Source organism: Aeromonas enteropelogenes (genome assembly GCF_000819845.1).
Lineage (GTDB): Bacteria > Pseudomonadota > Gammaproteobacteria > Enterobacterales > Aeromonadaceae > Aeromonas > Aeromonas enteropelogenes.
This window is the reverse complement of the sequence record NZ_CDCG01000038.1, coordinates 15,304-37,895: the sequence shown is the minus strand read 5'-3', so window position 1 is coordinate 37,895 and position 22,592 is coordinate 15,304. Positions and strand designations below refer to the sequence as shown.

19 protein-coding genes are annotated in these 22,592 nt (G+C 60.1%); 4 read left to right on the top strand and 15 right to left on the bottom strand.

Annotated features, from left to right (window positions below; all coding sequences use genetic code 11):
* Positions 1–216 precede the first annotated feature (216 nt).
* A complete protein-coding gene (locus BN1123_RS16020) occupies positions 217–3,099 on the top strand; it encodes an HD domain-containing phosphohydrolase (protein WP_042028260.1) in 2,883 nt (960 codons plus the stop codon).
* A gap of 57 nt (positions 3,100–3,156) precedes the next feature.
* Here BN1123_RS16020 and BN1123_RS16015 read toward each other — a convergent pair whose 3' ends face one another.
* The 5 genes from BN1123_RS16015 to rplU form a co-directional block, all read right to left on the bottom strand.
* Positions 3,157–4,851, bottom strand: a complete 1,695-nt coding sequence (locus tag BN1123_RS16015; RefSeq protein WP_042028259.1) for an AMP-binding protein — start codon at positions 4,849–4,851, stop codon at positions 3,157–3,159.
* 169 nt (positions 4,852–5,020) lie between these two features.
* On the bottom strand, positions 5,021–6,391 hold the full coding sequence (locus BN1123_RS16010; RefSeq protein ID WP_042028258.1) for a YjiH family protein: 1,371 nt from the start codon (positions 6,389–6,391) through the stop codon (positions 5,021–5,023).
* Between the two features lie 363 nt (positions 6,392–6,754).
* Positions 6,755–7,957: an Obg family GTPase CgtA gene (gene cgtA, locus BN1123_RS16005; protein WP_042028257.1), complete on the bottom strand. Its 1,203-nt coding sequence runs from the start codon at positions 7,955–7,957 to the stop codon at positions 6,755–6,757.
* 200 nt (positions 7,958–8,157) lie between these two features.
* Positions 8,158–8,415: a 50S ribosomal protein L27 gene (gene rpmA, locus BN1123_RS16000; protein WP_005304202.1), complete on the bottom strand. Its 258-nt coding sequence runs from the start codon at positions 8,413–8,415 to the stop codon at positions 8,158–8,160.
* Positions 8,416–8,432: 17 nt separating this feature from the next.
* Positions 8,433–8,744, bottom strand: a complete 312-nt coding sequence (gene rplU / locus BN1123_RS15995; RefSeq protein WP_005304210.1) for a 50S ribosomal protein L21 — start codon at positions 8,742–8,744, stop codon at positions 8,433–8,435.
* A 243-nt stretch (positions 8,745–8,987) separates the two neighbouring features.
* Here rplU and ispB point away from each other — a divergent pair, with 243 nt between their 5' ends.
* Entirely contained in the window at positions 8,988–9,959 is a 972-nt protein-coding gene (gene ispB, locus BN1123_RS15990) for an octaprenyl diphosphate synthase (protein ID WP_026456013.1), read from the top strand.
* Positions 9,960–10,031: 72 nt separating this feature from the next.
* Here the strand turns inward: ispB and BN1123_RS15985 are convergent, their stop codons facing one another.
* The 10 genes from BN1123_RS15985 to BN1123_RS15940 all read right to left on the bottom strand — a co-directional run bounded on the left by BN1123_RS15985 (position 10,032) and on the right by BN1123_RS15940 (position 20,431).
* The gene (locus tag BN1123_RS15985) at positions 10,032–10,220 is read right to left on the bottom strand and encodes a DUF2065 domain-containing protein (RefSeq protein ID WP_026456014.1); all 189 of its coding nucleotides are present in this window, start codon (positions 10,218–10,220) and stop codon (positions 10,032–10,034) included.
* Between the two features lie 108 nt (positions 10,221–10,328).
* On the bottom strand, positions 10,329–11,210 hold the full coding sequence (gene hflC, locus BN1123_RS15980; protein ID WP_026456015.1) for a protease modulator HflC: 882 nt from the start codon (positions 11,208–11,210) through the stop codon (positions 10,329–10,331).
* A 3-nt stretch (positions 11,211–11,213) separates the two neighbouring features.
* Positions 11,214–12,362 carry an FtsH protease activity modulator HflK gene (gene hflK / locus BN1123_RS15975; protein WP_042028256.1) on the bottom strand — a complete coding sequence of 383 codons (1,149 nt, stop codon included), beginning with the start codon at positions 12,360–12,362 and terminating at the stop codon, positions 11,214–11,216.
* A gap of 85 nt (positions 12,363–12,447) precedes the next feature.
* Complete coding sequence (hflX, locus tag BN1123_RS15970) at positions 12,448–13,734, bottom strand: ribosome rescue GTPase HflX (RefSeq protein ID WP_042028255.1); 1,287 nt, start codon at positions 13,732–13,734, stop codon at positions 12,448–12,450.
* Positions 13,735–13,797: 63 nt separating this feature from the next.
* The gene (gene hfq, locus BN1123_RS15965; RefSeq protein ID WP_026456017.1) at positions 13,798–14,061 is read right to left on the bottom strand and encodes an RNA chaperone Hfq; all 264 of its coding nucleotides are present in this window, start codon (positions 14,059–14,061) and stop codon (positions 13,798–13,800) included.
* A 72-nt stretch (positions 14,062–14,133) separates the two neighbouring features.
* The gene (gene miaA / locus BN1123_RS15960) at positions 14,134–15,063 is read right to left on the bottom strand and encodes a tRNA (adenosine(37)-N6)-dimethylallyltransferase MiaA (protein WP_042028254.1); all 930 of its coding nucleotides are present in this window, start codon (positions 15,061–15,063) and stop codon (positions 14,134–14,136) included.
* Entirely contained in the window at positions 15,053–16,933 is a 1,881-nt protein-coding gene (gene mutL / locus BN1123_RS15955; RefSeq protein WP_042028252.1) for a DNA mismatch repair endonuclease MutL, read from the bottom strand. The genes miaA and mutL overlap by 11 nt, the downstream gene beginning before the upstream one ends.
* Positions 16,934–16,947: 14 nt before the next feature.
* Entirely contained in the window at positions 16,948–18,414 is a 1,467-nt protein-coding gene (locus BN1123_RS15950; RefSeq protein WP_223380415.1) for an N-acetylmuramoyl-L-alanine amidase, read from the bottom strand.
* 23 nt (positions 18,415–18,437) lie between these two features.
* The gene (gene tsaE / locus BN1123_RS15945) at positions 18,438–18,911 is read right to left on the bottom strand and encodes a tRNA (adenosine(37)-N6)-threonylcarbamoyltransferase complex ATPase subunit type 1 TsaE (protein ID WP_042028249.1); all 474 of its coding nucleotides are present in this window, start codon (positions 18,909–18,911) and stop codon (positions 18,438–18,440) included.
* 8 nt (positions 18,912–18,919) lie between these two features.
* On the bottom strand, positions 18,920–20,431 hold the full coding sequence (locus BN1123_RS15940) for a bifunctional ADP-dependent NAD(P)H-hydrate dehydratase/NAD(P)H-hydrate epimerase (RefSeq protein WP_042028248.1): 1,512 nt from the start codon (positions 20,429–20,431) through the stop codon (positions 18,920–18,922).
* Positions 20,432–20,545: 114 nt separating this feature from the next.
* Here BN1123_RS15940 and queG point away from each other — a divergent pair, with 114 nt between their 5' ends.
* The gene (gene queG, locus BN1123_RS15935; RefSeq protein WP_042028247.1) at positions 20,546–21,700 is read left to right on the top strand and encodes a tRNA epoxyqueuosine(34) reductase QueG; all 1,155 of its coding nucleotides are present in this window, start codon (positions 20,546–20,548) and stop codon (positions 21,698–21,700) included.
* A gap of 83 nt (positions 21,701–21,783) precedes the next feature.
* Positions 21,784–22,527, top strand: a complete 744-nt coding sequence (gene ppgK, locus BN1123_RS15930) for a polyphosphate--glucose phosphotransferase (protein WP_042028246.1) — start codon at positions 21,784–21,786, stop codon at positions 22,525–22,527.
* Positions 22,528–22,592 lie beyond the last annotated feature (65 nt).

Here is a 22,592-nt window from a genome sequence, read left to right as displayed (position 1 = left end):
CAGTAACAAGTGGGGCAATGTAGCATGAGATACCTGAATGAATCACCTTACAAACCGGTTTCTGTCAGATGCCGAACAAGAGCCAGGACATCCACCTAAAGCGGATGCTGCGACTAATGATGAATAGGTTGAAAGCATCGCTGTTTTTTTAGTCATTTTATTGCCACACTGCTGACTGATCTTTTCTGCAACTGCACGTGTGACAAGGATGTGTCCATGACAACAGCCAGGCCTGGTCGTAAACCCTTCTATGTTCATATCGCCACCCTCTTTATCTTGCTGTTTACCTTTCTGGGAGGAGCGCTTATCACGCTCCAGTTCCAGCAGGATACCCAGCAAGGGCTCGAGCATGAGCGACAGAATTTTTTGCAATACCGGGAGCAGCTTGCCCTGGCCTTGCAGTTGAACGAACGTCCCGCCCGTATGTCCCTCAGCCTGCTGCGTACTGGCCGGCTGGCGGGCATGGAGAGCCTGGATGAACGGCTCGGTTATCTGCCGCAGTTGATCGAGGTGCTGGCAAATAGCGCCAGCTATGGTGCCGTCTACGCAGGCTATGAAAACGGCGATTTTTTTCTGGTACGCAAGCTGACCAGTCGGGCCAGAACGCAGCTGGAAAATGTTCCCCTCGCCAGCACCCTGATGGTGCAGAGCCTGCATCAGGGCAAGGGGGAATTCCTCTACTTTGACCAACATCTGACGCTGCTCGAGCGCCGGGCCATGCCGCAATACCAGTACGATCCCCGTAGTCGTGACTGGTACAAGCAGGCGCGTCGCCATCCAGGCATTGCCGTCACCCACCCCTATCTTTTCTTCACCACCAAGGAACCCGGAATGACCCTGGCGGTGGAGAGCAAGGACAAACGCGCCGTGCTTGGGCTCGATACCAGCGTCGAGGGACTGTCGGCCCTCATCGGTGAGCTGCGCCTGCCACAACATAGCCAGGTGGTTCTGTTTGATGACCATGCCACCCTGCTGGCCGCCGATCCCAAGGATCTGCCCAGCTTCGAGCAGTTGAAGCAGCTGCCCATGCTGTCGGCCCTCGCTCACCCCGCCCTGGCCCGGTTGCAGCAGCAGATCACCAGTGAGCCCGGGCTGCTGGACACTCCGGTAGAGCTGGATATCAGCCTGCCTGACGGCAACAGCTGGCTGGCCAACCTGGCCCCCCTCGGCGAGGGCTCGCCTTTCTATATTGCCCTGCTGATCTCGACCGATGTACTCTACCAGCAGGCGCGCGACGCGGCACTGGTCAATCTGGCCCGCACCCTGATCGGTTTGCTGTTGCTGCTGCCGGTGATCTGGTGGGTATCCCGCCGCACCGCCACCCCGCTGCAAGCCCTGACCCGGGAGGCGGAGCGGATCCAGCATTTCGATTTTACGGCCAGCAAGGAGCCCGAATCGGCGATCCGCGAGATCGATGATCTGGCCCGTACCATGTCCGGCATGCGCCTGACCCTGGGCAACTTCATGAACATGGGTCGCGCACTGGCTGCCGAGCATCGCTTCGACTCCCTGATCAGCCGCATCCTGCACGAGACCACGTCAGCGGTACAGGCTACAGGAGGCTGCCTCTATCTGGCGCAAGATCAGCAGATGGTGGCGGTCAATGCGCGCTGGTTGCAGGGCGACTTGCCAATCGAACAGGTACCCTGGCAACCGGCACTGTTCGGGACTCAGGTCGCCGCCAACCGGCTCTCCGTCGGCATCGACCAAACGGGCTGGCAGCAATACATGAGCAGCTGGGGCTCCTTCCCCGGCCCCAGTGAACTGGTCGCCGAGCCCCTGCGCAATCACCGCCAGGAGTTGATCGGTTACCTGTTTCTGATCCTGCCCGAGTGCTCGCCACGGGAACTGGTCTCGCGGATCAGCCTGATCGAAGCGCTGGCAGGGACTTCCGCCTCCGCCATCGAGAACCAGCGCCTGCTGGAAGAGCAGAAGCAACTTCTGGAGTCCTTCATCGAGCTGATGGCGGGCGCCATCGACGCCAAGAGCCCCTATACCGGTGGTCACTGCCAACGCGTGCCCGAGCTGACCAAGATGCTGACCGAGGCGGCCTGCGCCCAGCGACAGGGCCCCTTTGCCGATTTCAGTCTCAACGAGGAGGAGTGGGAAGCCATCCATATCGCAAGCTGGCTGCACGATTGCGGCAAGGTCACCACCCCGGAGTTCGTGGTCGACAAGGCCACCAAGCTGGAGACCATCTACGACCGTATCCACGAGATACGCACCCGTTTCGAGGTACTCAAGCGCGATGCCTATATTGAGGCCCTCTGTGCCAGGCTGCCAGAGTCAGAGCGGAGCGCCTGCCGCGAAGCGGTGGCTCCACATTGGTCGGAACTGGACGAGGAGTTTGCTTTCGTGGCCGAATGCAATCTGGGTGGCGAGTGGATGGCCCCCGAGAAGATTGAACGGCTCGACGCCATCGCCAGCCGCACCTGGCTGCGCACCCTGGACGCTCGGCTCGGCATCAGCCGCGAGGAGCTCAAGTTGCATCAAAGCGAGCCGGCGTCGACCCTGCCCTGTGTTGAGCAGCTGTTGGCCGACAAACCCTCCCATCTTATTCCGCGGCCCCAGCAGGACAGGTTTGACGATGGCAATCCCTGGGGGTTCAAGGTCAAGGTGCCCAAACATCTCTACAACCGCGGGGAGCGCTACAACCTGGCCATCGGCCGCGGCACCCTCACCGAGGAGGAACGCTACAAGATCAACGAGCACATCATCCAGACCATCCGCATGCTGGAGCACCTCCCCTTCCCACGCCATCTGCGCAGCGTGCCGGAAATTGCCGGCGGCCATCACGAGCGGATGGATGGCAAGGGATACCCGCGCCAGTTGCTGGGGGAACAGATGAGCATCCCGGCCCGCATCATGGCCATCGCCGACATCTTCGAGGCGCTGACCGCAAGCGATCGCCCCTACAAATCGGGCAAGACGGTCTCCCAGTCCCTGGCCATCATGCAGAACATGGTGCGAGAACAGCATATCGATCCGGCCCTGTTTGCCCTGTTCGTCAGCAGCGGTATCTGGCGCGACTATGCCAAGCGCTTCCTGACCCCGGAACAGCTGGACGAGGTGGATCAGGAGATATTGCTGGCCAGCTAGTTGCCACCACACATTGAAAAGGGGCCCACGGGCCCCTGCTTCTCTTGGCAGATCGTATCAGCCGCCAGCCTCGACATACTGGCGAGTCAGCTCGGCCGTCATCATCTCCCGCATCCTGAATTTCTGCAGCTTGCCGGTCACCGTCATGGGATACTCCTCCACGAAACGGATATAGCGCGGCACCTTGAAATAGGCGATGCGGGCCGAGAGGAAGTGCTTGATCTCCTCCTCGCTCGCCACCAGATCCGGCCTGAGCTTGACCCAGGCACACACCTCCTCGCCGTAGCGTTCGCTGTCAACGCCAAACACGGCCGCATCCTGCACCGCCGGGTGCTCGTAGAGGCGCTCCTCGATCTCCCGTGGATAGATGTTCTCGCCACCACGGATGATCAGATCCTTGATGCGCCCAACGATCTGGACATACCCCTCTTCATCCATGATGCCGATGTCCCCGGAGTGGAGCCAGCCGTCATCATCTATGGTCTGCGCCGTCTTGGCCGGATCCTGCCAATAGCCCTGCATCACCCCATGACCGCGACAGCAGATCTCCCCCTTCTCACCGATGGGGACCGTCTCGCCGCTCGCATCGACCAGCTTGATCTCGGTGTGGGCGAGGGCACGGCCCACCGTGGTCACCCGCTTGTCCAGCGGCGCATCGATGGCGGTCATGTGATTGATCGGGCTGCACTCGGTCTGGCCGTAGGCAATGGTTACCTCGGTCATGTGCATCAGACTCTGGACCTTGCGCATCAGGGGTTCGGGGCAGATGGCCCCGGCCATGATGCCGGTGCGCAGGGAGGAGAGATCGAAGCTGGCGAACTGTGGCAGCTCCAGCTCGGCAATGAACATGGTTGGCACCCCATGCAGGGCGGTGCAACGCTCCTCGCTCACCATCTGCAGGGTTGCCACCGGGTCGAAGGCCTCCGACGGAAACAGGGCGCAGGCCTCCACGCTGATACAGACCAGATTGCCAAGCACCATGCCAAAGCAGTGGTAGAGCGGCACCGGGATACAGAGCTTGTCCTGCTCGCTGAACGCCATGCCGCTCGCCACCAGCCGCGCATTGTTGAGGATATTGCGATGGCTCAAGGTGGCTCCCTTGGGGTTGCCCGTGGTGCCCGAGGTGAACTGGATATTGATGGCATCCTCCGGCTTGAGGCTGGCCCCCACCCGGATCAGCACAGCGGGATCCACTCCCTCCCCCAGGGTCTGCACGGCATCAAAATTCAGCATGCCGGGGGTCATCTCCTCCCCGAGCCGGATCACCATCTCCAGGGTTGGCAGACGGGCGGCGGCGAGCCGTCCCGGCGTACTGCCGGCCAGTTCGGGGGCCAGCTCGTTCAACATGGCGAGGTAATCGCTTCCCTTGAAGGCGCTGGCACAGATGAGGGCACGGCAACCCACATTATTGATGGCAAACTCCAGCTCGTAACTGCGATAGGCGGGATTGATGCAGACCATGATGGCGCCGATGCGAGCGGTGGCAAACTGCACCAGGCACCACTCTATGTTGTTCGGTGACCAGATGCCGACCCTGTCACCCGGCTTTATCCCGAGTGCGAGCAACCCCTTTGCCAGTCTGTCGATCCGGGCCAGATATTCGCGGTAGCTCCAGCGGATCTGCTGGTGGCGCACCACCACGGCGGGGCGGTCGGGAAAGCGTTCGGCTATCTCTTGCAGATAAGTGCCAATGGTCTGGGATAGCAGAGGTTGGTCACAGGGACCGGTCCGGTAGCTGAGCAGTGAGGTCATGGGTGACTCCTGGCCACATGGGTTGGAATTGCCTACTGCTCGGCTGGCACGGGTTCAATTTGTTACATTAATGTAACTACCAATTCTTGAGAAGATTCACTTTGGTCTAATGTTGACCATAAAAAAACGGCCAACCGAAGTTGACCGTTTTTAGTCCGCAATGGCTGTTTTAGAACAGCAGGTGCGCCACACCGGCGATGACCGGCAGGGTAACCAGGGTGCGCAGCAGGAAGATGACGAACAACTCCCACAACTTGACCGGGATCTTGCTGCCCAGCAGCAGGGCGCCCACTTCCGACATATAGATGAGCTGGGTCACCGACATGGCGGCGATGACGAAGCGGGTCATCTCGCTTTCGATGGTGGAAGCCAGCACCGCCGGGATGAACATGTCGGCAAAGCCAACCATGATGGTCTTGGAGGCAGCCTCGGCCTCCGGCAGTTGCAGCAACTCCAGCAAGGGAACAAAGGGAGCCCCCAGCCAGTTGAAAATGGGGGTGTGCTCGGCCAGCATCAGGGCACAGGTACCGATGGCCATCACCACGGGCAGCACGCCAAACACCATATCCAGTGCATTCTTCACCCCTTCCCGCGCTACGGCACCGAGGTCGCTCACGCTCTCGGCCTTGGTCAGCGCCCGCTCGTAACCGTAGCTCAGCACGCTGTGACGATGCGGTACCGCCTCCTGCTTGCGGCACAGGGGAGAGCCATCGGCGTAGACATCCTTCTTCCAGGAGAGCGGCGGCAGACGCGGAACTACGATGGCAGCCACCACCCCGGCCAGGCAGACGGTCAGGTAGAAGGGCACGAACATGTGCTCCAGCTTCACCTGGGAGATCACCACCAAGCAGAAAGTGATGGAAACCGCAGAGAAGGTGGTGCCGATCACGGCCGCTTCACGCTGGGTATAGAACTTGCCTTCATATTGCTTGCTGGTCAGCAGAATGCCGACGCTGCCATCCCCCAGCCAGGAGGCGAAGCAGTCAACGGCGGAACGACCCGGCAGACGGAACACGGGACGCATGATGCGGGTCATCATGGTACCGACGAACTCCAGCAGACCAAAGTCGAGCAGCAGGGGTAGCAGCAGGCCGGCAAAGATGAACACGGAGAACAGTACCGGCAGCAGATCGTGCAACACCAGCCCGCCGGTGGCGCCCGAATAAAGCACCTCAGGCCCCATCTGGAAGAAGGTTAGCAAGACGAAGATGCCGCCCAGCACCCGCACGCTGGCCCAGAAGGGGGAGACATTGAACAGGCTGTTGAGGAAAGGACGGCGAACCAGGATGGCCGGTTTGAACAACCAGGCGATGATCGTCATCAGCATGGTGGTGGTGATCACGGCGCTGACCATGGCGACCAGATAGTCGGCAAAGACCAGCTGAACCAGCTTCGCCAGCACGGCGACCGGGATGGTGACATTGCCTTCATAGACGACCGGCGTCATGAACAGCAGGATCCCGATGAGGGACGGGATCAAAAACATCAACAAGTTGCGGCGGGTGTTGACCGCCGGTGCTTCCAGACTCTTTTCCAACATGATGTGACAACCTTAACGTTACTTTCCTTAGCCTGGTCAACCTGCATACTCACGCATAACCCGGCAAAACGGGCGCAAGAATACTCTAAAAAAATGCACAAACAACCTTTTTATGGATAAATCTGCGCATAAATATTTTTACAGGAAAACCATCCATCAAAACAACCCGTTACAGAAGCGCATATCGATTCATTCGACATCGCTAGCAGATTGTTTCATTACTGTTAATTCAGGTGGGCAGTATAATCGGTTAGCCATCACAGGCAATAAGCAGCATCACAAATATATCTATTGAATCCGACTGACAGGCATAAAAAAACCGGAGCCTTCGCAGGCTCCGGTTTTCAATGCCAGTGACGGGATTCAGTCACGGACATAAATGACTTCGACGCCATCGTCGTCATCTTCATCCCAGTCATCATCGTCGAGCCCTTCGTCGAAGGCCATGGACGCGGCCAGCGCCTCGGCTTCGGCCTTGGCCAGCTGGTTCTTGTGGTAGTCATCCCACTTGAACTCAACTTTCTCGATGGCTTCTTTCGCATCGGCTTCCAGCTGACGGGGCATAGTATCCAGCAGATCCAGGATGTCGTAGCAGACCTTCTTGGTCCCTTCCTTGCTGATGGCGGTGATTGCGTAGATGGGCCCTTCATGGTTCAGGGCAGCCTTGACCCGATCCATCACCTCCTGAGCCTCTTCTTCCAGGATCAGGTCCATCTTGTTGAACACCAGCCAACGCGGCTTGCTCGCCAGCTCGGGGCTGTATTTCTCAAGCTCGCGGACGATGGTCACGGCATTTTCAGCCGGATCGGAACCATCGATGGGGCAGATATCCACCAGGTGGATCAGCACACGGCAACGCTCGAGGTGCTTGAGGAAGCGGATACCGAGGCCAGCACCTTCGGCAGCCCCTTCGATGAGGCCCGGAATGTCGGCAATCACAAAGGAACGGGAGTTCTCGCCACGCACCACGCCCAGGTTTGGCACCAGAGTGGTGAAGGGGTAGTCGGCCACTTTCGGACGAGCGGCGGAAACGGCGCGGATAAAGGTGGATTTTCCGGCATTGGGCAGACCCAGCATGCCAACGTCGGCCAGCAGCAGCAGCTCCAGCTTCAGGGTACGCACTTCACCCGGGGTGCCGTTGCTCTTCTGGCGCGGCGCCCGGTTGACCGAGCTTTTGAAACGGGTGTTGCCAAGACCGTGGAAACCGCCCTTGGCTACCAGCAGCTTCTGTTCGTGGTGAGTCAGATCACCCAGCAGCTCGCCGGTGTCTTCATCGGTAGCGCGGGTACCGACCGGTACGCGCAGGATCTTGTCCTTGCCGCGGCGACCAGTACAGTTGGCACTCTGACCATTCTCGCCACGCTCGGCTGCATGGAAACGCTCGAAGCGATAGTCGATCAGGGTGTTGAGGTTCTCGTCGGCGATCAAGTAAACGTCGCCACCATCACCACCGTCACCACCATCCGGGCCACCGTTCGGGATATATTTTTCACGGCGAAAGCTTACACAACCGTTACCACCGTCACCGGCATCGACTCGAATCTGGACTTCATCAACAAACTTCATAGGTAACCGTCACCTTAATTCGAAAAACCGATACGCAATTATAGTGGTACAGACCCCTGCGGGCGATACGCATCTTGCCAATCATGCCCTGCAGAACCGGGGTCGGCTGCGTTCCGTTTTTTCGTCAAAAACATCAAAAAGACGTCAGAAAAACAAAAGCCCCGCCTGTTGGCGGGGCTTCGGATCCTTGCGGTCCGTAATTACTCAGCAACGATGCTAACGTACTTACGGTTCAGCGGACCTTTGACTTCGAACTGCACCTTGCCGTTCGCGGTAGCGAACAGGGTGTGGTCCTTGCCCAGACCAACGTTCTCACCAGCGTGGAACTTGGTGCCGCGCTGACGAACGATGATGCTGCCAGCCAGAACTGTTTCGCCGCCGAAACGCTTCACGCCCAGGCGTTTAGCTTCAGAATCGCGACCGTTGCGGGATGAACCGCCAGCTTTTTTGTGTGCCATCTATCGGACTCCTCTAATTAAGCGCTGATGCCAGTGATTTTGACTTCAGTGAACCACTGACGGTGGCCCGCTTGCTTACGGTGGTGCTTACGACGACGGAACTTGACGATAGTCACTTTCTCGCCACGGCCGTGAGCCACAACTTCAGCTACAACCTTGCCACCTTCAACGAAAGGAGCACCTACTTTAAAAGTGTCGCCTGCAGCAACCATCAGCACTTCGTTGAAGTCGATGGTAGCGCCAGTCTCAACGTTCAGCTTTTCCAGACGAACGATTTGACCTTCGGCCACACGGTGTTGTTTTCCGCCGCTTTGGAATACCGCGTACATTTGATTAACTCCGTAAAGGCATGTCTTTTGCTCAAGGCCAGACATGCGCAAAAACCTATAACAATGGGCGGGCATTCTACGCAAATCGATCTGCTCAGGCAAGGCCAATTTAGCAAAAAGTTTATTTTGTGCGCATATCTGCCGCCGTGGATAAACGCTTAACTGTAACCCATTGTGAAATCGTGTAGAATCCCCGCCATTACTAAAAATCGCAGTTATTGCTGCCGTCACGTTACGAGACTTATGGACCAACAGACTATCCGTGCGCTCTGTGCCGCCGACATGACGGCGGTCAATGAACTGATCCTGGCTCGACTTCAGTCCGACGTTAGTCTGATCAATCAGCTGGGTTTCTATATTGTCAGCGCCGGCGGCAAACGGATGCGCCCCATGCTGACCGTCATGGCAGCCCGTGCACTGGGCTACGAGGGTGAAGATCACCTGAAGCTGGCCGCCATCATCGAATTCATTCACACCTCTACCCTGCTGCACGACGACGTGGTCGACGAATCCGATCTGCGCCGCGGCCGGGAAACCGCCAACGCCCTGTTTGGCAATGCTGCAAGCGTCCTGGTTGGCGACTACCTCTACAGTCGCTCCTTCCAGATGATGAGCGAGCTCTCCAACCTGAGGGTGATGGAAATCCTGTCGGATGCCACCAACACCATCGCCGAAGGGGAAGTGTTGCAGCTGATGAACTGCAACGATCCCGACACCACCGAAGAGAGCTACATGACGGTCATCTATTGCAAGACCGCCAAGCTGTTTGAGGCCGCCACCCGCCTCGCCGCCGTGCTGACCCATCAGCCCGAGCCGGTCGAGCAAGCCATGACCGACTACGGTATGTATCTGGGTACCGCCTTCCAGATCATCGACGATGTGATGGACTACTGCTCCCAGAGCGACGACATGGGCAAAAACGTGGGGGACGATCTGGCCGAAGGCAAACCTACCCTGCCGCTGTTGCGGGCCATGGAAGTAGGTACGCCGCAAGAGCGCCAGCTGGTGCGGGATGCCATCGAGCATCGCAATGGCATGGAGCATCTCGATCAGATCCTGGCTATCCTCGAGCGCACCGGCGCTCTGGAATACTCCCGCATGCGAGCTCGCGAGGAGGCCGACAAAGCCATCGCCGCCCTCGCCATTCTGCCGGACTCCCAGCACAAGCAGGCGCTGGAGACTCTGGCACATATGGCAGTGCAGCGCAGCGCCTGAGTCAAGGCTCAACCACACACGAAAAGAGGCCGAACGGCCTCTTTTTTTATCTTCGGATTCACACCGGTTGGCTTAACGTGCAAGCATCCAGAGGATCACGCCTCCGGCCACCACCAGAGAGCCGCCGATGCGGCGCAACTGCTCGGGTGGCTGCTCGCTCAGCAGGCGCAGCATCTGCTGCCAGGCTCTTGGCATCAAAAGCGGACCCAGTCCTTCAAACAGCAGCAACAAGCCCAATCCCATCAGTACAGATGTCAGCATCTTGTTCCCTTCTGCTCCCCTCTTCTGCCGCCACCACTGTGGCCGGCACCCAAGAAAAAGAAAAGGGTCTGACAATGCAGACCCTTTGCAACTACTTTTCCCAACGGCTTACTTGCTGCCGTTCGGCGACTTGAGGTAACGGAAGAACTCGCTGTCCGGCTTGAGCACCATCAGCTCATTGCCACCGGAGAAGCTCTTGCGATAGGCCTCCATACTGCGCACGAAGCTGAAAAACTCGGGGTCTTTCTTGTAGCTGTCGGCATAGATCTTGGCGGCCTCGGCATCCCCTTCACCACGCAGCTGACGGGCATTACTCTCGGCATCGGCGATCATCACGGTCACCTTGCGGTCGATGTCGGCACGCAGGATCTCTGCCTTCTCGCGACCCTGGGAGCGATGCTCACGGGCCACCGCGGTACGCTCGGCGCGCATCCGCTGATAGATGGAGTTGGAGACTTCCACCGGCAGGTTGATCTGCTTGATCCGCACATCCACCACCTTGATGCCGAGCTCGGAGGAGCGCGCCATCTTCTTCAGGGCATCTTCCATCACGGTACTGCGCTCGCCGGAGACGATGTCCTTGATGGTGCGGTTACCGATCTCGGAACGCAGACCGTTGTTGATCTTGCGCTTGAGCAGATCTTCGGCCTGCAGCTTGTTACCACCACCAGTCGCCAGATAGTACTTGGAGAAATCCTCGATCTTCCACTTCACGTAGGAGTCGATGATCAGGTCTTTCTTCTCGGAGGTGACGAAGCGGTCGGCCTGGCTGTCGATGGTCTGGATACGGGCATCCATCTTGCGAACCTGGTCGATAAGCGGCACCTTGAAGTGCAGGCCCGGCTCATAGAGACGCGGCTCGCCGGAATCAACCCGCTTTACCTTGCCAAACTGCACCACGATCCCCTTCTGACCTTCATCAACGATAAAGACAGAGGAGAAGCAGACCATGGCCGCGACAGCGATTGCACCAATAGCTAGCTTTTTCATCTATCAGTTTCTCCCTGAGCTGAAGCGGTCACCGCTACGCAGCGGCATTGGTGTGGAGTTGCTCCCCTCGTTGGAAACCGGCGCCGGCTCTACGGTCGGTGCCACGGTCGAGCGCTGTGGCTGGGCTACGTTCGGCTTGCCAGACAGCTTGTCGAGCGGCAGGTAGATCATGCTGTTGTTGCCAGCAGGCATGTCGACCAACACCTTGTTGGCTTGCTGGTACAGCTCTTCCATGGTTTCCAGATAGATACGATTACGAGTCAGTTCGGGCGCTGCCTGATACTGGGGCAGCAGCTCGTTGAAGCGAGCAACCTCACCCTTGGCCTTCAGCACGATCTGGGACTTGTAGGCTTCGGCCTCCTGCTCCAGACGCTTCACCTGGCCACGGGCCTTGGGTTCCACTTCACGGGCATAGGCTTCCGCTTCACGAATGAAGCGCTGTTCATCTTCCTGGGCGGCGATAGCGTCATCAAACGCATCCTTCACCTCTTCCGGCGGACGAGCCGGCAGGAAGTTGACGTCCACGATCTGCAGACCCATCTGGTAGGGCTCGATGATGCCATCGATCACTTCCCAGGTTTCCTGGCGGACCTTTTCCCGACCCGTGGTCAGTACGTCGTCCATCTTGGTGTGGCCCACCACGTAGCGCAGGGCGCTGTCGGTCGCCTGGCTCAGGCTCTCGTCGGCATTGGTCACACTGAACAGGTACTGCTCGGGATTGACGACGCGGTATTGCACGTCCATCTCGACCCGCACCACGTTCTCATCCTGGGTCAGCATAAAACCGGAAGCCGGCAGGGAGCGAACGGACTCGACGTCCACCGGGATCACCTGATCGATAAAGGTCGGCTTCCAGCGCAGGCCCGGCTCGACAATGTGGGAAAACTTGCCAAAGCGCAGCACGGCACCGCGCTCGGCTTCACGAATGGTGTAGAAGCCGCTGACGACCCACACCACCACGGCGACCACCAGCGCGATGGAAATACCAAAGCGACCCACATCGCCGCCAGACTTGCCGCCACCCAGCAGGCCACCGAAACGGCGACTCACTTTGCGCAGCATTTCATCCAGATCAGGGGGCCCCTGATTCTTGCCGTTGTTCCCCCAGGGGTCACGGTCTTTGCCGTTGTTACCAGGCTCATTCCAAGCCATCAGCGTCTCCATTAATACTTGCGGATGGATATCATCTCTATCGAACCCTCATCGTTGATGAAGCCTGTCAGCATTCACCGACGAATCAATGTCTGATAAAGCGTTGTAAACTCTCACCTTCCTGTTTCACGAGGCGGTTCCAGTCGGCCACTTGCAAGCGGACTTCCAGCACAAAATCCCCCTCCTCGCTAAAACCTTCCTGCTCAATCCCTTTCAACTGATAGAGCGCACTGCGCAATCTGGCGGCAGAAGGCGGCAACTGCAGGGTGTGATGCACCATGGAGCCAGCCAGCAGCTCGGTCAGGGCCTGAAACAGGTATTCACACCCTTCACCGGTCTGGGCAGACAGCCAGACGCGCAACGGGCGTCCTTCTTCATCCCGCTCCAGGCCAGCCGGACGGTCCGCCAGCTTGTCGATCTTGTTGCAGATCATCAGTTGGGGACGGTCGTCTGCTTCGATCTCGGCCAGCACCAGCTGCACGGAGTCGATATTCTCCTGCATCTGCTCATCGGCACAGTCCACCACATGCAGCAACAGATCCGCTTCACGGGTCTCCTGCAAGGTTGCCTTGAAGGCAGCGACCAGATCATGGGGCAAGTGCCGAATAAATCCAACAGTATCTGCCAAAATCACATCACCCACATCCCGGATCACCAGTTTACGCAGGGTGGGATCCAGGGTTGCGAACAGTTGGTCGGCAGCATACACGCTGGCAGCTGTAAGTTGGTTGAACAAAGTAGACTTTCCGGCGTTGGTATAACCAACCAGGGATACTGTCGGTACTTCATTGCGATTGCGGGCGCGGCGCCCCTGTTCCCGCTGCTTGGCTACCTTTTCAAGCCGACGCAAAATCGCCTTGATGCGTTCACGCAGCAGGCGTCGGTCGGTTTCAAGCTGGGTTTCCCCCGGACCACGCAGACCGATCCCCCCTTTTTGACGCTCAAGGTGGGTCCAGCCTCGCACCAGGCGAGTAGAAAGATGGCGCAACTGGGCCAGTTCGACCTGCAGTTTACCTTCGTGGGTTCGGGCCCGCTGGGCAAAGATATCGAGGATCAGGCCGGTTCTATCCACCACACGGCACTGGAACAGACGCTCCAGGTTGCGCTCCTGGGCAGGGGTCAGGGCATGGTTGAAGATCACCACGTCGGCGTCCAGCATCTGGACCTGGGATGCGATCTCTTCAGCCTTGCCACTGCCGACAAAAAATTTGGCGCTGGGGGCGCTGCGACTGGTGGTGATCACCGCCAGCGCATTGACTCCGGCAGAGCTCACCAACATCTTGAGCTCTTCCAGATCTTCCCGTTCGCCCTCATCACTGAAGTTGACATGCACCAGAACGGCCTGTTCGCCAGCTTCATAACGGTCAAACAAGCGCTTGCTCCTTAACAGGAATCATGATGAATCTGAGTTGACGAGTGGACTCGTCCCGGGATATCACGCCTCGGCATCACCCTGTTCATCAGCACCGCCGTTGGGAGCAGGCTGGTGATGGTTGACGGCACGGGCCGGCACCACGGTAGAGATGGCGTGCTTGTAAACCATCTGGCTCACGGTGTTCTTCAGCAGGATGACAAACTGATCGAAAGACTCGATCTGACCTTGCAGTTTGATGCCGTTCACCAAATAGATAGAAACAGGAATACGCTCACGGCGCAGCGCATTCAAAAACGGGTCTTGGAGAGATTGCCCCTTAGCCATTTTTCTTTTCCTTATAGTTTGTTGTTTTTAAACATCGAATCTCAATATAACAACCTGATTATACAGGGAGTGTCAAGCCGCACCAGCGCGAGCAAGCACGCGTTCCAGATTGCCAGACTCACCAGATTCCAACCAGGTCACATCGGGCCAACCGCGCAACCAGGTCATCTGTCGTTTTGCCAATTGGCGGGTGGCAACGATGCCACGATAACGCATCTCATCATACTCTATCTCGCCGTTCAGATAGTCCCACATTTGGCGATATCCGACGCAGCGAATGGAGGGCAGATCCGGGGTCAGATCGCCGCGGGCCATCAGGGCCCTCACCTCCCGCTCGAAGCCCCCTTGCAGCATCTTGTCGAAGCGCTGTTCGATACGCTGATGCAACACGGCGCGATCGCTCGGCGCGATGGCAAACTGTTGTACCCGATAGGGCAATCCCTCTCCCTGTACCTGGGTCAATTCGGTGAGCGTCTTGCCGCTGATGCGGTAGACCTCGAGCGCCCGGCTGAGCCGCTGCGGGTCATTGGGATGGATGCGAGCTCCGGCCACCGGGTCAATGCGTACCAGCTCGTCGTGCAGCGCCTGCCAGCCGAGGCGGGCCGCCTCTTCTTCAATGCCGGCGCGAATGGCCTGATCGGCGGAAGGCAGGGGGGACAACCCCTCCAACAGTGCCTTGAAATAGAGCATGGTGCCGCCCACCAGCAGCGGAATGCGGCCGCGATCGGCGATCTCCTCCATCTCCCGCAGGGCATCCTTGCAAAAATCCGCCGCTGAGTAGCTCAGGGCCGGATCCAGGATGTCGATCAGCCGGTGAGGCGCCAGCGCCAGCTCGGCCGAGGTCGGCTTGGCGGTGCCGATATCCATACCGCGATAGATCAGGGCCGAATCGACGCTGATGATGTCGCAGGGCAGCGCCTGACACAGTTCGATGGCGAGATCCGTCTTGCCGGAGGCCGTCGGCCCCATCAAAAAAATTGCAGTCGGCAAGTCACTCGCCATGCTTGAACTCCTCCAGCACGGTCGCCAGCGAGAGCGGGCGCACCATGCGAACGTCTGCCAGTTGGTCAGCGTGATCGGCCACAAGTTCCGTCAGCAACCGACTGGCAGTTGAAAAATCGTATACTTTTTCGCGGCTTATCCCCTGCTCTACCAGCCATTGGCATAATACTTCAGCCTGCTGACCGGCATCACTGTCAGATCCGCCCTCGATGATTTGCAGCAATTCGGGTAACAGCCGCACCAGGTCGGTCTGACGCAGCAAGGCGGGCACCCGAGTCAGGATCATGGTGTCGCGCCCACCGCTTTTCAACTCCAGCCCCATCCGTTTGAGCAAACGCTCCTGCGCCTCCACCAGGGTCATCAGGTTTTTGGGCAACTTGAAGGAGACCGGCAACAGCAGTGGCTGAGCGGCCAGCCCCTGGCCCCAGGTCTCCAGCAGCCAGTGACGCAGCAGCAGGCGTTCGGCCCGCACCAGCGACAACAGTGCCAACTGGCCATCCCGCTCCATCAGCAGATAGGCCTGCTCCACCAAGGTGAGTGCCCGGCAACCCTGTTGCACGAGTGGCCTGCGAACGTCTGTAGGCTCGTCCGTTGCAACCGGCGTCGTCGACTCGGCGATGGGCAAGGTGGTCAGCAGCGCTCCCATGCCCCGCATCGCCTCACGGCTCGGGAGCTCGGGTAGCTGGTAGTTTCCGGCACGCCCTGCACCTGCGCTTCCCGATCCTCCTTCTCGCACCTGAGCCGGCGCACGGTAGTTGTGCTCGGCGCCATACCATTCGGGACGAGGCGCCTGTCCGGGATATTCGATCTGCGGACTGACCGGCAGTTCGACCAGGGTTTCGGCCAGCGGCTCATCGGTAGCGGTACCAGCTCCTTCACGGCGCAGTGCGGTAAAGAGCGCCTGGAAGATGAAGTCATGAATGAGGCGGGCCTGATGAAAGCGCACCTCGTGCTTGGCAGGATGGACGTTAACGTCCACCTGGCGGGGATCCAGCTCGATATAGAGCACATAGGCGGCGAAGCGATCGGCGGGCAACAACTCGTCATAGGCCTGGCGGATGGCGTGGTTGATGAGCTTGTCGCGCATCATGCGGCCATTGACGTAGGTGTATTGCAGATCATTTTGCGGCCTGGCCCCCTGCGGAGTGGCCAGCCAGCCCCACAGTCGCACGTCGCTGTGCTCGCTCTCCACTGCCAGCGCATGATGCATGAAGGGGGTGCCACAGACGGCAGCAAGGCGGCGCTCCTGCTCCGGCACCGTATTGGCCGCCTTGTACTGGCGTACCACCTTGCCGTTGTGGCGCAGGATCAGGGTGACGTCGAAGCGGGAGAGCGCGATGCGGCGCACCAGCTCGTCGATATGAGCGAACTCGGTCTTTTCGCTGCGCATGAACTTGCGCCGCGCCGGGGTGTTGAAGAAGAGATCCACCACCTCCACGGTCGTGCCCACAGGATGGGCCGCCGGCTTGACGGTGACGCTCATCTCGCGCCCCTCGGCCTGGGCTTGCCAGGCTTCGGCCTGCTCCGCCGTGCGGGAGGTAAAGGTCAACCGGGAAACCGAGCTGATGGAGGCGAGCGCCTCGCCGCGAAATCCCAGGCTGTTGATCCCTTCCAGATCGTCCAGGGTCGCGACCTTGGAGGTAGCGTGGCGCGACAGCGCCAGCACCAGTTCATCCCGGGCAACCCCGCAGCCGTTGTCACGAATGCGGATCAGCTTGGCGCCCCCCTTGTCGATATCGATTTCGACCCGGTCGGCGCCCGCATCCAGGCTGTTTTCCACCAGCTCCTTGACGACGGAAGAGGGCCGCTCCACCACCTCCCCTGCGGCAATCTGGTTAGCCAGAATCGGAGGCAATATACGGATTGGCATCGCTGGCTCCTGCTTTATTTTTTGGGAATGTAGAGCACCTGCCCTATCTGGATTTCCCGCGATTTCAATTTGTTGATCTCCACCAGACGGGCCTGGCTCACCCCGTACCGTTCGGCAAGGCGGGAGAGGCTCTGGCCACGGGTGACCACGTGGCGGATCATCTTCGACTTGTCGTTGACCCCGGCACTGGTGGTCGCCGAGTAAGGCTTGATCACCCCGGCGCCGGAGGCGCTGCCCACGCTGCTGACCGGTGCACCACTGTCACGCACGGTCGCCGGCATCCGGTTGGTCACCTGGGGTTGGGGAGCCGGTTTGCTCGCGGCAACCTGTCTGGGCGCCGCAGCTGGCTGGCTCGCCACGCTCTTGCCGGTCAGCATGGCCCCCTTGGTCGGGTGGGCGCGGTAATAATTGCGGATCCCCTCGAAGATGGCGCGAGCCAGCTGATCCTGATAGCTGGAGGTGGCCAGCAACTTCTCTTCGGCGTGGTTGGAGATGAAACCCGTCTCCACCAGCACGGAGGGAATGTCCGGCGCCTTGAGCACCGCCAGGCTGGCGTGTTCCGGCGCCTTCTTGTGCAGCCGCGCGACCTTACCCATCGAGCGCAGGATCTGGCGGCTGACGTCATAGCCCTCGGCGCGGGACTTGTCCATGGAGAGATCGAGGAAGGTCTGTGCCAGATAGGGGTTGGGGTCGGATTCAGCCAATACCTTGCCGACCCCGCCGAGCAGCTCGCCCTGCTTCTCCTGTTTCTCCAGCCAGCTGCCCATCTCGCGGTTGGCGCGGTTGGTCGACAGCACCCAGACAGAGGCACCGCGCGGGGTGGAGTTATGGAAGCTGTCGGCGTGAACGGACACCAGCAGATCCGCCTTGGCCTTGCGGGCGATTTCGGAGCGCTTGTTCAGATCGACGAAGTAGTCGCCACGGCGGGTCAGGATGGCGCGCATCCCGGGCTCACGGTCGATGAGGACCGCCAGCTTCTGGGAAACCGCCAGGGTCACCCGCTTCTCGTAGGTACGGCGCGGACCGATGGAGCCGGGGTCTTCCCCACCATGACCCGGGTCGATGGCAATCACCACCCCCTTGCCCTTGCCTCCCACCGGCGCCGATCGCACGGCAGCGGCCGAACGCTTCTCTTCATAGGGCAGGTCGATCACCAGCCGATGCCCATAGGGGCCGGCCGGGGCCAGCGGGAACACCACCGGCTTGATGGCTGAACTCAGGTCCAGCACCAGCCGCAGGTCGCCCTTCTCCTGGGGCGTGCTCTGGCGCACCTTGCGCACCAGTTCACTGTTGTTCTCGACGCGAGCCAGGTTGGTGGCCACGTTCGCCCCTTTCAGGTCGATCACCAGGCGATCCGGACCGGTCAGGGTGAAGTAGTTGTAATTGGGGGCACTGCTCATGTCGAGCACCACCCGGGTGTTGTCCGGTGATGGCCAGATCCGCACGCTCTTGAGCTGATTCGCCCAGGAGGGTAAGGCCATCAAGGAGAAAGCAATAAGAAGGATCAAGCGCACGTAGATGACAACCGTTCCAGAATGGCTTCGCCAATAGCAGTGCGTGCCTCAATCAGGGCCTCGCGCTGCTCGCCTACATAGGTGAGGGTGATTTCGAGGTCGGGTGCCGGCAGCCAGCCCTCCCCCTTCTCGGACCACTCCACCAAACAGAGGGTGTTGGCAGAGAAGTAGTCGCGGATCCCCATGAACTCCAGCTCTTCGGGATCGGCCAGACGGTAAAGATCGAAGTGGTAGACCTGCCAGCCATCCAGCTCATAGGGTTCGACCAGGGTGTAGGTCGGACTCTTTACCTTGCCCTGATGGCCCAGCCCCTGTACCCAGCCCCGGGTCAGGGTCGTTTTACCGGCCCCCAGGGCGCCATGCAAAAACACCGTGGTCGCCTGCTGACAGGCCTGTGCCAGACGGCCACCCAGAGCCACTGTTGCTGCCTCGTCCGGCAGTGTCATCATCAACTGTTTTGCCATGTTCTTCTTTAACTTGTAATGGTGTCGGGATTAACCAGTTTGCGGATCCAGGGCAACAGATCGGACGCCAGCATGCCCCGCTCTCCGTCAGCGGCGGCCAGATCGGCAGCCTCTCCGTGGAGCACGGCCCCCAGCCGGGCAGCCATGGTGGCGGACCAGCCCTGAGCCAAAAGGGCGGCGATTATACCAGATAACAGATCGCCCATGCCGCCACTTGCCATGCCGGGATTGCCCTCGCAACAGAGCGCGATCCCCTCGTCATCGGCAATCAGGGTACCGGCCCCCTTGAGCAGCACAACGCCGCCGTAACGCTGCTGCAAGGCGCGCACTGCGGCAAACCGGTCGGATTCAATCTCGGCGATGGAACACCCCAGCAGCCGAGCGGCCTCGCCAGGGTGGGGAGTAAGTACCCAATTATCCTGATGACGGGGAGCTTGCGCCAGCCAATTCAATCCATCAGCGTCTAAAACCAGAGGAATTTTGCTGCTCAATGCCTGCTCGAACCGGGTGCGAGCCCACTCATCCAGCCCGAGGCCCGGACCTATGACCCGCACCGATGCCCAACCCCCGTCATCCGCCTCATCGCCCCCCATCAATTCTGGCTGGGATAGACTGACTGGCGGATGAACCGGATGCTGACACACTCGCACCAATCCGGCGCCGGTCCGCAGGCAGGCCCTGGCCGCCAGCAGGATGGCCCCTTGCATGGCGCGATTGCCGCCCACCAGCAGCACCTTGCCGTTCATCCCCTTGTGAGCCGAACGCAAACGCGGCACCAGTTGCGATTTTAGCGCCGGATAATCGAGCCGACAGGATGAAGGCGGCACATGCTCATCGGGCATAACGCCGAGCTCATCGCACGCGAGCTGGCCGACGCAGTCGACCCCATCCCCGGTGAGCATGCCTTGCTTGATGCCGATAAAGGTGAGGGTGCGGGTGGCGCGCACCACGGCCCCCATGGCACGTCCCGTATCGCCATTGAGTCCGGAAGGCAGATCCACGGCCAGCACGGGCACACCCAAGCCATTGATTGTTGCGACGATCTTTGTCAGTAACGGAGCAAGAGATGTACTGACACCCGTCCCCAGCAGGGCGTCGATGACCAGATCGGGGGGAGGAAGACTGGCAAGCACCGGGTCTTCGGCCAGCCAGACCTTTCCCCCGCAGGCCAGCCAGGCCTCGGCGGCCACTCTGGCATCCCCCTTCAACTGAGCGGGATCTCTTGCGGCAATCACCACGGGCATCAACCCATGCTGGCGGGCGAGGCGGGCCAGTACATAGCCATCCCCGCCGTTGTTGCCGGGGCCGGTGAAGATCCACCAGTTGCGACGCTCGGGCCAGTGTCGGATTGCATGGGCAAAGAGGGCCGCACCAGCCCGCTCCATCAGGACATAGAGCGGTTGCCCTTCACGCCTGGCCCACTCCTGTTCACGGGCGCGGATCTGTTCGGTCCGCCACAGCCCCTGTGATAGACTGTCCGCCTCTTTCTTGCATTCAGCATCCCCGATGACCTGTACCATGACGGCTCCCGACGCTTATCCATTGTCCCGAACCGGCCCAGCCCGGCCCATGATGATGCCTGAGCATCCACTCCTGTTTGCCTTGCAGATCAATTCATTAAGGCATGCAGCGGGATGACGGCCCCCGACTTTGAGCCGTTGGCTCAAGATATCAAGCTCTGGGCCCGCGAGCTAGGATTTGACCAGGCAGGCATCACGGATACGGATCTCGCCATCGAAGAGCCCAGGCTGCAGGCCTGGCTGGATGCGGGCCACCACGGCAGCATGGAGTATATGGCGCGTCACGGCATGATGCGGGCCCGCCCCCACGAGCTGCTGCCGGGCACCCGGCGGGTGCTGTCGGTGCGGATGAACTACCTCCCCTTCGAGGCGGGGTTCGCCGCCACCCTGCGCGATCCGACTCTCGGCTACATCAGCCGCTATGCTCTCGGGCGCGACTACCACAAGGTGCTGCGCAACCGCCTCAAGCAGCTGGGTGAGCGCATCGAGCGGCGCTGCACTGAGTTGTTTCAAACCACAACCGACCCCATCGGCGAGTGGCGTCCCTTCGTCGATTCGGCCCCCGTACTGGAGCGGCCGCTGGCAGCCAAGGCAGGCCTCGGCTGGGTGGGCAAGCACTCGTTGCTGCTCAATGAGTCGGCCGGTTCCTTCTTCTTTCTGGGAGAGCTCTTGCTCAACCTGCCACTGCCGCTGGACGAACCGGTCGAAAAGGAACAGTGCGGCAAGTGCGTGGCCTGCATCAACATCTGCCCGACCGGTGCGATCAAAGCTCCCTATGTGGTGGACGGACGCCGCTGCATCTCCTACCTCACCATCGAAAATGACGGTCCCATCCCGCCAGAGTTCAGGCCGCTGATGGGCAACCGCATCTATGGCTGTGACGACTGCCAGCTCATCTGCCCCTGGAACCGCTACGCGGACGTCAGCCCGGAGCCCGACTTCAGTGCGCGACCCAATCTGCACCGCCCGCCCCTGCTTGAGCTGTGGCGCTGGAGCGAAAGCGAGTTTCTCAAGCACACCGAAGGGAGCCCCATTCGCCGCATCGGCTACCAGCGCTGGCGCCGCAATCTTGCAGTGGCACTCGGCAACGGGCCGGCCACAGCGGAAGTGATTGAGGCCCTGCAACGGGCCCTTGCCGAGGCCAAGCCCCTGGTGGCTGAGCATATCGAATGGGCGCTGGCGGCCCTGGCCGGCCGTCGGGAAGATGAGAGCAAAAAGACTCGCTTGCTGATCCGCTGCATCGAAAAAGGTTTGCCGGATCACGCCTGAGCGATCTGCCCCTTGCCGGCACGCCGCAGTTTTTTCATGCTCTGCCGATCCGTCACGGTCAGCACATTAAAAGGACACCACAGATGCATATGTTGGGAGTGGATATTGGCGGCTCGGGGATCAAGGGCTGTCTGGTCGATACCAAAACCGGCGAGCTGATCGGCGAGCGCCATCGCATTGCCACGCCACAACCGGCCACACCGGCCGCCATTGCCCATACCCTCAAGGCACTGGTGGAGCATTTCAACTGGCAAGGGCCGGTGGGGTGCGGCTTTCCCGCCACCATCCACCACGGGATCGCCAAGAATGCCTCCAACATCGACAAGAGCTGGATAGAAACCAACGCCGTTCACCTGTTCAGCGATGTCACCGGCCAGCCCTGCTACGTGCTGAACGACGCCGATGCCGCCGGTCTGGCCGAGATGAAATTTGGCGCAGGCAAGGAGCGCCAGGGGGTGATCATCCTCATCACGGTAGGCACCGGCATAGGTACGGCTGTGTTTGTCAACGGCCACCTGCTGCCCAATACCGAGCTGGGTCATCTCGTTCTGGAAGGCATGGTCGCCGAGCACTACTGCTCGGATGCGGTGCGCAAGCGCGAGGATCTCTCCTGGAACCGCTGGGGAAAGCGCTTCAACAAGTATCTGGCCCGCCTCGAGTTTCTGTTCTCCCCCGACCTCTTCATCCTGGGGGGCGGCAGCGCCGCCAAACTGGAGAAGTTTGTCGATCGCATCCAGACCCGAGCGCCGCTCATCCCGGCGGCCAGCCTCAACCAGGCAGGCATTATCGGGGCAGCCCTCTACGCCGCCGAGCAGCATCAGGGCTGAACACTTCGGCGTTGTGACTATCTCCCATAACCAAGGGGCCCGACAGCCATGCCGGGCCCTTCTTT